Raw genomic sequence first — 11,715 nt, 5'->3', positions numbered from 1 at the left:
AGCTGCAATAGAAAGGAAGACAATATGAGTGAATCAAGTTTTTTAGTAAGTTTACTAACGAGTGGAAGCTCGGGTAATGCAACATATATTGAAACACCACAAAGAAAAATTTTAGTTGATTGTGGATTAACTGGGAAAGCCATTGCAGCACAAATGGAAAAAATTGGACGATCAGTGGCAGATATTGATACGATTTTAGTAACGCATGAACATGTAGATCATATCAAAGGTATCGGAGTATTAGCGAGAAAATACGGTATGGATATTTATGCAAATGAGAAAACGTGGAAGGCCATGGAAAATAAAAATATCGGTGTGATTAAGCAAGAGCAAAAACATTTATTTGAACCAGGAGTGACAAAGACTTTTGGAGATATTGATGTGATGAGTTTTGCAGTTTCTCATGATGCAGCTTCACCTCAATTTTATTCATTTCAAAAAGATCAAAAACAATTTGTGATGTTAACCGATACAGGTTATGTGAGTGAGAAATTAAGAAAATTGCTTTATAATGCAGATGCTTATTTAATGGAAAGTAATCATGATGTAGATATGCTTCGTATGGGGAATTATGCATGGCATTTAAAGCAAAGAATTCTTAGCGATAAAGGGCATTTATCCAATGAAGATGGCGCATTAGCGATGTGTGAAATGCTAGGAGATAAGACAAAGCGAATTTATTTGGGTCATTTAAGTCAAGATAATAATTTGAAAGAATTAGCATATCAAACAGCTGAGTCGATTTTATTACAACATGATTGTGGAATTCATGAAACTTTTGAAGTGTATCATACAGATCCATATGAACCGACTGAATTGTTTAGAGTTTAATAGAATTTTCAAAAAATAATGGGATTTTTAACAACTTTATAACGATTTAATTACATTATCTTCAAACTTTTTTCAAAAAGCTAGATTAGTATATGAGTATCAAAAGAAAGCAATGAAGGAATTGCTAAAGCGAAAAAGGAGGGGATATTCATGACAAATGAATTCCATGAAGAAGTAGAAAACACACAAGAAAATACAGTATTAAATGAAGAAACACAAGAACCTACTCCAGTAGAAAAGAAAAATACTAAGAAGAAAAAAGCTTTTCGTTCAGGTTTTGTTGGTGGAGTAACCGGTGGACTATTAGCCGTTATCATTGGATTTGGTGCTATGAGTGCGACAGGAACGTTAAACCAATTAACTGGAGCAAAATCAACTGCAACAAGTACAACAACTGTGAAAACAAGCCCGACAGCATTATCTAATAAGGGTGCTGGAGATGTTTCAGATGTTGTTTCAAATGTAAAAAATGCAGTCGTATCTGTGATTAATAAACAAAGTTTAAATCAAAATAATTTATTTGGAAGTAACGGACAAAGTCGTCGACAAAATCAAAAAACAGAAGATAGTGATTTAACAACTGCTTCTGAAGGTAGTGGAGTTATTTATAAAGTTGAAAATGGCTATGCTTATATTGTAACGAATAATCATGTTATTTCAGGTTCTCAAGAATTAGAAGTATTAATGGCAGATGGTACTCGTGAAAAAGCAGAATTAATTGGCGCAGATAAGTGGACTGACTTAGCAGTATTAAAAATTAAAGCAGATAAAGTAACTACAGTAGCTGAATTTGCGAATTCAGATGAAGTGAAAGCTGGTCAAACAGCAATTGCGATTGGTTCTCCTTTAGGAACTGAGTTTGCTACAAGTGTAACGCAAGGAATTGTATCTGCAAAAGATCGTTCTGTTCCAACAGATGTAGATGGTGATGGTAAACAAGACTGGGTTGTAAATGCTATTCAAACAGATGCAGCGATTAACCCAGGGAATTCTGGTGGTGCATTAGTTAATGCAGCAGGACAAGTTATCGGAATTAACTCTATGAAGATTAGTAAATCTAGCGTAGAAGGAATTGGATTTGCGATTCCAAGTAATGAGGTAGTTTCTATTATTAATCAATTAGAAAAATCTGGTAAAGTAATTCGTCCAGTTTTAGGAATTTCAATGGTAGATTTAACCTCTGTTTCTTCTCAAGGTCGTCAACAATTAGAGTTATCAAACGATGTTAAAGAAGGTGTCGTTGTAGCGGATGTCCAAGAAAATAGTAGTGCAAGTAAAGGTGGATTAAAACAATACGATGTCATTACAGAAATTGATGGTAAACCAGTTACAGGAGTACAAACATTAAGAAAAGCATTATATAGTAAAACAGTTGGTTCTAGTATGGAAGTTACATACTATAGAAATGGACAAAAACAAACAACAACTATTCAATTAACAAGCTCAGATAGTCCAAGTTTATAAAAAATAGAATAAGATGATACTATCCACATAGTTATCCACAGAAATGTTGATAACTATGTGGATATTTATTTTAATTGTGTAGAAAAAATAAAAAAGTTTTTTTAAAAAACATTGATATAATAAGCTTTTTAATAAGTGGAGTTATCCACAGAATAATGAACAGTTGTGAATAAGTTTAGTTTAAAACTCATAAAAAAGCCTTTATATCAACGTTTCTGTATGTTTTGTATATCTTTGGATAATAGGATAAAATTGTGGATAAAGTAATCGAACAAGATGTAACAGAAAAATTACAAAAAAAGGGTATTGACCAATATATAGGGGATAAGGGGGAAATAATAAACAAAATTTAGTAGCGAACATGTGTACATGTGGATAACTCTGTGGATAAGTTGTGAGTTTCTTATAAATTTTTGAAAAAATCTTGAGCAGTTGAGGAAAAGGGAATATACTATTGTTAATAGTGGAGAAGTACCCAAGAGGCTGAAGGGGTCGCACTCGAAATGCGATAGGTCGCGAAAGCGACGCGGGAGTTCAAATCTCCTCTTCTCCTTTTAAGTTATTGATATATCAACGTTTTTAGAGGTTTTGTTCCAAGTTTGTTCCGTGAACAAAACCTTTTTTTAATAGAGTTTTATAATGAACATTGGTATAATAATACTATTATAAGTAGAAATTTAACCAAAATAAAAAGATAAAAGGAGTGAGAATATGCCAAGATTTCTTGTTGGAGCAACTGAAGACACTTGGGATTTTGATGCGGCTTATGAAGCAGCGAAGGATGGAGATATTATTGAATTTACTCCTAATTTGATCATGAATTTTACAAAAGAACCTTTTACTGAGATTACAAAAAATATTACAATAATCGGACATGTAGAAGGAAATACATTTCTAAATACAATTACGGGAAAAATTAAAATTTCGAATAAAGCAAAGGTGACATTTCAAAATTTGTGGATGTCCGTATTAGAAAATCAAAATATGTTTCGCATTATTGGAGAATCGGAAGTAACTTTTGAAAATTGTGTCATGCAAAGCGAATTTCCATCAAATGAGTATTTCTTGTTGCTTTCAGAAGAAAAAAGTAAAGTCAAATTTAAGAACTTTACAACAAAATTACCAGATAAACATCAATTAGGGATGAAATTTGTTCATTCAGCAGTTTCTATTCAAGATTCTACCATTCAAAATCGATTATGGATTCGAGAAAATTCGGAATTAGAGTTTGTTCGTTCGAAAATGGAGTGTAGTCGTCCTAAATCTGTATGGAGTGAGGATTCAAAATTAACGATTATTTCGAGTCAAATTTATGGAACTTTTGAAGAAGGAACGAATCCTGTTTTGGATATAAATCAGAGTGAAATCAATTTGGAAGATAGTATTGTCGAGGGTGTTGGAACAAACTATTACACTATTTTAATTCAAAGTGGTAGTAGGGGAGTTTTTAAAAATTTAACCGTTAGTTTTATGAGAATCAAAAATAGCCATATTCGTATGGTGAATGGATCTGTAAAGCATAATTTAGCAATAGCAGAAGAATCAACTTTATATTCACAAGGTAGATTACAATTTTTTAATAAAGAAAGTAGACATATTCCAATTAGTTTAACAACAAACGCTTTATTCGTTGGAGATAGTATAGAAGTGGAAAAAGAAATTTCTCCTATTATTCGTGCCAAGGAAGGATCGTGCTTCGTTACAAATGACTTTATTCATTTAAATGGAGATGCTTCAAAACTGAACTATGAAACAGATGAAACGAGTCAATGCAGAGTTACTCAAAAACATAAAGCAGCTCCAGAAAGAAGCGAAAAAGGGGAGATTATTCGAACTGAGGACGCACAAAAGGCTCATCATACGAATACTGATTACTATGCTCAACTGCAAGGATTAATTGGACTAAAAACAGTCAAAGAAAAAGTTGATAAATTAATTCAACAAGCAAAATATAATCAATTACAAATTGAACAAGGATTACCACCAGAAAAAATGACGATGCATGCAGCTTTCTTAGGAAATCCAGGAACAGGTAAAACTACTGTTGCACGTTTAATGGGACAAATCTTATTCCAATATGGAGCCTTAAAAGGGGAAGAGTTCAAATTTGTAGAAGTATCAGCGGCTGATTTATTATCCGGATATGTGAATCAAACAGCAGAACAAACTCGTAAGAAATTAGAAGAGGCTAAAGGCGGCGTGTTATTTATTGATGAAGCGTATGCTTTAAATAAAAAAGGTTCGAATAGCACCGGCGAAGAAGCGATTAATGAATTATTGACGTATATGGAAAATCATCGTGATGATATTATGGTGATTTTTGCGGGATACACAAAGGAAATGGAACAATTTTTCGATGTGAATCCAGGATTCAATTCTCGTGTGCCACATCAATTAATATTTGAAGATTATTCACCAGATGAAATTGTTCAAATGGGACTTAAAATTTTTGAAGGAAAAGCTCGAAAAGTTGAAGATCCAGAATTTTATGCTCGTAAAGTTAAAGAAGCGTATAAACGTTCCTTAGATAAGAGTAATGCACGATGGATTCGTAATCAAAATGAGCAAATTATGCAAGAATTTATTTTTCGTGTGATGTCACAAGAGAACGAAGATATGACGTTGATTAAAAACCAAGATATTGAAAAAGCATTGTCACAAGGAAGCTATGAAGAATCCGACAATAAAGTTGATGCATGGAAGCAATTGAATTAATTAATTGGTTTAGAAAAAGTTAAAGAACAAGTGAGTGCCTTTATTAGTCAAGTAGAATTATCGAAGGTAAGACAAGAACAAGGAATCGAAACGAAAAATATTACGTTACATTCGTTATTCTTAGGAAATCCAGGAACAGGTAAAACAACAGTTGCTAGAATAATTGGCGAATTGTTGTATCAAAAAGGGATGATTGCAACCAATAAAATGGTGGAAGTTTCTCGTGGGGACTTAATTGGTGGATACCAAGGGCAAACAGCCATTAAAACAAGAGAACATTTACAGGCTGCTCTTGGTGGAGTGTTATTTATTGATGAAGCTTATTCCTTAAAACATGGTCCTAATGATAATTTTGGACAAGAGGCCATTGATGAAATCTTGAAGTTTATGGAAGATCATCGTCATGATATGGTTGTTATTTTTGCAGGATATCATAAAGAAATGAGTACTTTCTTAGAAACAAATTCAGGACTAGCAAGTCGTGTTCCAAATACTTTTGATTTTGAAGATTATACATCTGAAGAAATTGCTCAAATTGGATTGTATGAATTAGGAAGTGATTCCTTAACAGTAGATGAAGAAGCGTATCGTCAAGCGGTTGCGACAGCTTATGCTCGCACGAATGACCGTAGTAATGGTCGTTGGATTCGTAACTTCAATGAGAAATTAAGATTACGTCTAGCTACTCGATTCGGTAATAATCCATCCATTAATCCAAATCAAATTATTCAACAAGATTTAGATGATGTGTTGGCGATGTCAAAATAAGAGAAAACAAAAAAAGCTGCGTTAGCAGCTTTTTTGTTTTACATGAAATATCCTAAGAAATAACGAACAAATAATGCAGCAGCTACAGCACCGATAAATGGAGCAGTACCTGGAACTAATAATCCATATTGCCAGTCATTATTTACTTTATTTTTGATTGGTAATACTTGGTAAGCTAAACGAGGACCTAAGTCACGAGCTTGGTTCATCGCGAATCCTGTAGTACCTCCTAGACCCATACCAACAGCCCAAACGATTAAACCAACAACGATTTGAATTTGATCTTTATTCACTTGTTCAGTAGCTAAGATAGCTGTTAAGAAAATAAATGTTGCAAATGCTTCGACGAAGTAGTTACGAGGTAAGTTACGGCAGTTAGGGTTTGTAGAGAAGATGTTACGAATTGCAATTCCATCTACTTGACCTTCAGAAGCTGTAAAGTGGTCTGCATACATGAACCATACGATAACAGAACCAGCAAATGCTCCTAAAAATTCAGCAATTGAAACGAATAACCATTGTTCAGCAGGTAATAATCCTAAAACAACTTTTGCTAAAGCCATAGCAGGGTTTAAGCTAACTCCACCAAAGATGAATAATGTAACAGTAATACCGAATGCCCATGTTGTGATAGCGAATAAGTGACCTGTTCCAGCATATTTTGTTTTCTTTAAGACGTCATCACAGTGTACGCCAACCCCAAAGATAATCATTAGGGCAGTTCCCATAAATTCTGATAATAATAAGTGAATAAATTGTTGTGTAAACATATAAAATAAAAGACTCCTTTTTGTTTTTAAATTATAATAATATTTCTTTTTCTAATAGTTGATAGACTTTTCCAATGGGCAATTGATGCTGTTTGGCTAGTCTAGCACAATCCTCATATTCGAGAGTTGTTTTAGAGATGTTTTTGTATGTGTTTTGTTTGGCACGAATGGTTCCTAAACTAGTTTTAACTTCTTGAAAAGTTCGTTGCATGACTTTTCTTGAAATTTTTTGATAACGAAATCCAATTGTGCTTGTTTGCTCAAATAAAATATTAGTAAATTCCTCTAATTGTGTAAGAGAAATTAGAAGAGTTACATGAATCGCTGGGCGATTTTTTTTCGCTAAAACACTGAAATAAGTAACGTCTAGTGCTCCTTTTTCATATAGGAAATCCATTAAATAACCCATTTGTTCAGGCGTTTGATCATCAATTGTCGTGTCGATTTGATAAATATCATCGTCTAATTGATGTACTTCTTTGAACGAGTGAGTAGTTGGCTGACATAGACTTCCACGTAGAGCATTGAATTTACCAGTATCTCGTTTACCAAATCCATATCCTACAGTAGTGATTTCCAAGTTTTCAGGAATGGTAAAGTCTGGATGAATTGCTTTTAGTAAGGCAATTCCTGTTGGTGTAATCAACTCAGTTTTAATATCAAAGTCTTGATGAATTAAGATAGAAGTTCCTTTTCTTAATTGCATGACTGCAGGAACAGGCACAGGCATAACACCATGAGCGACTTTAATCGTACCACTACCTTCTACTAAAGGAGCGCTATATACTTTTGTAATCCCTAAGTTTTCAAATAAGATAAAGAAACTAGCGATATCTACAATCGAATCAATTGCTCCCACTTCGTGGAAATGAATGTGCTCAATAGGAACTTGATGAACGGCAGATTCTGCACGAGCGATGTCACGGAACACTTCAATACTTTTTTCTTTTACAAAGTCAGAAACGGTACTATTTTCAAAAATTTCAATAATTTCTTGTAAGCCACGAACGTCATCGTGATGATGGTGACCGTGTTCATGGTGATGGTCGTGTTCATAGTGATGATCGTGTTCATGATGGTGATCGTGCTCATGATGGTGATCGTGCTCATGATGGTGATCGTGCTCATGATGGTGATCGTGCTCATGATGGTGATCGTGTTCATGATGGTGATCGTGTTCATGATGATGATTGTGCTCATGGTGATGATCGTGCTCATGAGTGAAATCTCCGTGAACTCCATGATCTTTTTCTCCATGTTCTAGGTGAACATCAAAATCAATTCCATAAATACTGCTTTTTGCAATTTTATGAATATGTAAATGATAGCCATCTACGGCTAACTTTTTAAGTTCTTGTTGCAAATAGTCTGAACTAGCTCCTAAATCAATAAGAAGACCGTTCAGCATATCTCCACTAATGCCAGATAAAGGCTCTAAATATAAATGTGTCATGATGAAGCACCTCGAATCTGATTAATCATGCTAGCAGAATAAGCAGCACCGAATCCATTATCAATGTTGACAACTGTTACACCAGAAGCGCACGAAGTTAACATACTCATCAGAGTCGTTAGACCTTGTAAGTTACTTCCATATCCTACGCTTGTAGGAACGGCAATGACTGGCACATCTACTAATCCTGCGACTACACTCACAAGAGCTCCTTCCATACCAGCGATAACAATAATCACACTAGCGCCACGGATATCTTCTAAACGATTAAATAGTCGATGGATACCCGCAACTCCAACATCATAAATGCGTTTCACAGGGTTCCCAAATGTTTCAGCTGTAATAGCAGCTTCTTCTGCTACAGGCATATCACTTGTTCCTGCTGTTACAACAGCAATATAGTGTTCAGATTGAATTGGAGTTGGATTAACGACAAAAGCTCTCGCAGTTTCATAATAAAATCCGTGAGGAATTTTTTCTAATAAATATTGTCCTTTTTCGTTATTTACTCTAGTTGCTAGTACAGGAAGATTTTCTTTTTCTAATGATCCAATAATTTTTTCGATTTGCTCTTTTGTTTTCCCTTCTCCATAAATGATTTCTGGAAATCCATTTCTTTTATTTCGAGAAAGATCTAAAGAAGCAAATCCCATATCGTCGATGCCTTCTAATAGAGAGGCAGCTTCCTCTAGTGAAAGCTGTCCCTCTTGAAAGCGAATAAGAATATCTTTTTTATTCATAATAATATCCTAGTCTTCAACGATAACAGATAAACCATCACGAATAACTGTAACTTTAGCATCTTGTCCTTCAATTTCAAAGGCACGAGCTAATGCTTCGTCAAATGTTTTCGCAATTTCCATATGCATATCTGTAATTAATGTAGGATCTACTAAATCAGAAACAAAAATGACACGGTGATGTACTAAAATACGTGCTAAAATTTGAGCAGTCCATTGGTCTGGAATTGTTTCTAAACGTGGAGTGTTAATTGCTTTTTCTAAAAAGTCTTTTGGTTCTTTATAATCAGCTAAATTGTGATAGAATCCTGAACCACCATGTCCGTCACGGCATCCTGCAACCATAATAATTACGCCACCTTCTTTATTAGTAGCTTCAGCAGCAGTCATTCCTTTAACCGCTTGATAAATATTTTGGTCAAGTGGGAATCCACCATTTGTTGAAACAGCGATATCGCAAGGGATTTTCTTAACATGAGCTAATCCACGAACAAATTCACATCCAACATGGTGAGCTTCTTCCATATCACCAGCGAATGAACCGATAATATGTTTTTCTCCATCTAATACTACGTTAACGATAAAAGCTAATTTAGCAGTACGAGCTGCATAAACCATATCTTCATGGATTAAGTTGTGTTTTAAGTTACCTGTTCTTGATTTATCAGAGTCGATAAATTCGCCAGAGTGGTTTGCCATAATTGTTTTATAAGAAGCAATACCTGGTAATACAGATTTACGACCACCTGAGAATCCTGCAAAGAAGTGAGATTCAATGAATCCTTCAGCAATTAATAAGTCTGCTTCTGCAGCAACACGATTAATAATGCAGTCACCACCTGAAGGTAATTGACCGATTTTTACCATATCGTCATCATTTGTAGAAATATGCATTACGATTTCTTCGTTGTCTACAATTTCTTGACCGTACTTATTAATTAACTCTTCACGAGTTGAAGGACGGTGGAAACCTGTTGCTACTAAAATACGAATACGAGCATCTGGAGCAACGCTACGAATACGACGTAAAATAATTGGAGTAATAATATGAGAAGGAACTGGACGAGTGTGGTCTGAACTAATTAAAACAATGTCTTTTTTTCCTTTTGCCAATTCTTCTAATGATTTACTACCAATAGGATTATCCATTGATTTCTCAACAGTTTCTTGTTCAGAAAGAGGATTTGAAAAATTCTCTGCTTCTGATTCTAACAATCCTGCAAAATTTTTATCGGGAATGCTAGCAGTTATTATTTGTTTGTCATAAGGTAATTTAATGTCTACCATTTTTAACATCTCCTTTGTTAATAGCTAACACAATATAGTATATTATTTTTTCTTTTGAATGTGAATACAAATGGTGTTAACATATGTTAACAAAAATATTTTTATCAAGAGGATAATAATGTTTAAGAAATGCAAGTGAATTTTTTGAAAAAAGGAGTATAAAAATGGAAGAAAATTATCTTGTAAACTTTCTTGAAGCGCATAATGCACCTGTCATTAAAAAGAAAAAGCACATGTATTTAGCGTATCACGGATTAGAGGAATCTTATACATATGTATTAAAAGAAGGAGTTGTTAAAACAAGTATTATCTTGAAGGATGGTCGGGAATTTAATTTAGCGTATATTACACCGATTGATATTATTTCCTTATTAAGAGATGAAGTGTCGAATTATACATCTGCCCCCTTTAATGTACGAGTAGAATCAGAAGAAGCAAGTTTTTATCGAATTCAGCGGATTAAGTTTTGGGAATATGTAAAAGAAGATCGAAAACTGCAAGATTATATTCGAGAATATTATCGCCAAAAATTATCCGAAAATATCGAATCGTTACAATATATGACGATGAATGGGAAAAAAGGTGCGGTATGTGCGTTCATTTATAAATTAGTCAAGCAATTTGGGGTACAAACAGAGGATGGAATACTCATTGATTTTGCAGTCACAAATGAAGATATTGCAGGATTTTGTGGTATTTCTACTCGAAATAGTGTGAATCGTATTATTCATGACTTGAAAGAAGAAGATGTTGTAGAAATTAAAAATCAGAAAATCATTGTAAAAGATATTAGTTACTTAGCTGATTTTACTGGAAGAGAAGGCTAATAAGAGCCTGAATGAAGGAGAACCGTTATGGATGAAAAAGAACTAAAACTAAAAGAATTGTTAAAGGAAATCGGAAAAATTGTTGTTACATACTCAGGTGGAATTGATAGTAGTTACCTATTAAAAGTAGCGCTAGACACGCTTGGTAGTGAGAATGTATTAGCAGCTGTAGTGAATTCTGAATTATTCCCAGATTATGAGTTCGATATGGCCATTGATTTAGCTAATGAAATGGGGGCTCGTGTGATTGGATTAGAAATGGAAGAATTATCAGATCCAAGAATTGCAGCAAACACTCCAAAAATTTGGTATTACAGCAAGAAATTATTGTATCAAACGATTAAACAGCATGTAGAGCAAGAAGGCTTTACCGTTTTATCAGATGGTACAATTATGGATGATGTGGATGATTTTCGTCCAGGAGTAAAAGCTCGTAATGAAGAAGGCGTTCGTAGTTTATTACAAGAAGCAGGATTGTATAAAAATGAAATTCGTCAGTTAGCGAAAAGACTTGGTGTAGAAAATTGGAATAAAGTACCTTCTTGCAGTATGGCATCTCGTTTCCCATATGGTACAAAAATTACAGCTGAAAAAGTTCGTTGGGTTCAAGAAGCAGAAGCGTATTTAATTCAATTAGGATTTGAACAAGTACGTGTACGTGTTCACCAAGATTTAGCAAGAATCGAAGTATCTCTTGATTTAGTACCAACATTATTAGAACATCGCCAAGAAATTGAAAGTAAATTACGATCGATTGGATTTAGCTATGTAGCATTAGACTTAGCAGGATATCAATATGGACGAATGAATCAAGTATTAACGGATAAAGAAAAAGCAAAAATTGGATAAGATATAAGGAA

10 protein-coding genes and 1 tRNA gene are annotated in these 11,715 nt (G+C 34.1%); 7 read left to right on the top strand and 4 right to left on the bottom strand.

The genetic code is table 11. From position 1 onward, the window contains the following. Positions 1–24: 24 nt before the first annotated feature. From HMPREF0446_RS07155 to HMPREF0446_RS08190, 5 genes are all read left to right on the top strand, one after another. Positions 25–831: an MBL fold metallo-hydrolase gene (locus HMPREF0446_RS07155; protein WP_006703162.1), complete on the top strand. Its 807-nt coding sequence runs from the start codon at positions 25–27 to the stop codon at positions 829–831. 150 nt (positions 832–981) lie between these two features. Next, positions 982–2,295 (top strand): S1C family serine protease, encoded by a 1,314-nt coding sequence (locus HMPREF0446_RS07150; protein WP_006703163.1) that lies wholly within the window; start codon positions 982–984, stop codon positions 2,293–2,295. Positions 2,296–2,760: 465 nt separating this feature from the next. Further along, positions 2,761–2,848, top strand: a tRNA-Ser gene (locus HMPREF0446_RS07145). Positions 2,849–3,006: 158 nt separating this feature from the next. Beyond that, a complete protein-coding gene (locus HMPREF0446_RS07140) occupies positions 3,007–5,010 on the top strand; it encodes an AAA family ATPase (RefSeq protein WP_006703164.1) in 2,004 nt (667 codons plus the stop codon). 30 nt (positions 5,011–5,040) lie between these two features. Further along, the gene (locus tag HMPREF0446_RS08190) at positions 5,041–5,778 is read left to right on the top strand and encodes an AAA family ATPase (RefSeq protein WP_051349246.1); all 738 of its coding nucleotides are present in this window, start codon (positions 5,041–5,043) and stop codon (positions 5,776–5,778) included. A gap of 38 nt (positions 5,779–5,816) precedes the next feature. On the opposite strand, the gene larD is transcribed toward HMPREF0446_RS08190, so the two are convergent. Genes larD through larA form a run of 4 tightly spaced genes read right to left on the bottom strand, consistent with a single transcriptional unit; the run spans position 5,817 to position 10,028 of the window. Then, on the bottom strand, positions 5,817–6,548 hold the full coding sequence (gene larD / locus HMPREF0446_RS07135) for a D/L-lactic acid transporter LarD (protein ID WP_006703165.1): 732 nt from the start codon (positions 6,546–6,548) through the stop codon (positions 5,817–5,819). A 31-nt stretch (positions 6,549–6,579) separates the two neighbouring features. Continuing rightward, positions 6,580–8,001, bottom strand: a complete 1,422-nt coding sequence (gene larC / locus HMPREF0446_RS07130; protein ID WP_020991429.1) for a nickel pincer cofactor biosynthesis protein LarC — start codon at positions 7,999–8,001, stop codon at positions 6,580–6,582. After that, positions 7,998–8,741, bottom strand: coding sequence for a nickel pincer cofactor biosynthesis protein LarB (gene larB, locus HMPREF0446_RS07125; protein ID WP_006703167.1), 744 nt, complete (start codon positions 8,739–8,741; stop codon positions 7,998–8,000). The genes larC and larB overlap by 4 nt, the downstream gene beginning before the upstream one ends. A 9-nt stretch (positions 8,742–8,750) precedes the next feature. Continuing rightward, entirely contained in the window at positions 8,751–10,028 is a 1,278-nt protein-coding gene (gene larA, locus HMPREF0446_RS07120) for a nickel-dependent lactate racemase (RefSeq protein ID WP_006703168.1), read from the bottom strand. A 164-nt stretch (positions 10,029–10,192) separates the two neighbouring features. Between larA and HMPREF0446_RS07115 the strand changes: the two genes are divergently transcribed. Then, complete coding sequence (locus HMPREF0446_RS07115; protein WP_006703169.1) at positions 10,193–10,855, top strand: Crp/Fnr family transcriptional regulator; 663 nt, start codon at positions 10,193–10,195, stop codon at positions 10,853–10,855. A gap of 27 nt (positions 10,856–10,882) precedes the next feature. After that, positions 10,883–11,704, top strand: a complete 822-nt coding sequence (gene larE / locus HMPREF0446_RS07110) for an ATP-dependent sacrificial sulfur transferase LarE (protein ID WP_006703170.1) — start codon at positions 10,883–10,885, stop codon at positions 11,702–11,704. Positions 11,705–11,715 lie beyond the last annotated feature (11 nt).

The sequence above is a fragment of the Granulicatella elegans ATCC 700633 genome, from assembly GCF_000162475.2.
Classification (GTDB): domain Bacteria; phylum Bacillota; class Bacilli; order Lactobacillales; family Aerococcaceae; genus Granulicatella; species Granulicatella elegans.
Note: the sequence above shows the minus strand (reverse complement) of the source record. Positions and strands in the feature narration are given on the sequence as shown.

What these genes read in the sequence shown, in the direction of transcription:
- HMPREF0446_RS07155 (WP_006703162.1), top strand. Translation starts at nt 25, where the DNA reads ATGAGTGAATCAAGTTTTTTAGTAAGTTTACTAACGAGTGGAAGCTCG.
- HMPREF0446_RS07150 (WP_006703163.1), top strand. Translation starts at nt 982, where the DNA reads ATGACAAATGAATTCCATGAAGAAGTAGAAAACACACAAGAAAATACA.
- HMPREF0446_RS07140 (WP_006703164.1), top strand. Translation starts at nt 3,007, where the DNA reads ATGCCAAGATTTCTTGTTGGAGCAACTGAAGACACTTGGGATTTTGAT.
- larD (WP_006703165.1), bottom strand. Translation starts at nt 6,548, where the DNA reads ATGTTTACACAACAATTTATTCACTTATTATTATCAGAATTTATGGGA.
- larC (WP_020991429.1), bottom strand. Translation starts at nt 8,001, where the DNA reads ATGACACATTTATATTTAGAGCCTTTATCTGGCATTAGTGGAGATATG.
- larB (WP_006703167.1), bottom strand. Translation starts at nt 8,741, where the DNA reads ATGAATAAAAAAGATATTCTTATTCGCTTTCAAGAGGGACAGCTTTCA.
- larA (WP_006703168.1), bottom strand. Translation starts at nt 10,028, where the DNA reads ATGGTAGACATTAAATTACCTTATGACAAACAAATAATAACTGCTAGC.
- HMPREF0446_RS07115 (WP_006703169.1), top strand. Translation starts at nt 10,193, where the DNA reads ATGGAAGAAAATTATCTTGTAAACTTTCTTGAAGCGCATAATGCACCT.
- larE (WP_006703170.1), top strand. Translation starts at nt 10,883, where the DNA reads ATGGATGAAAAAGAACTAAAACTAAAAGAATTGTTAAAGGAAATCGGA.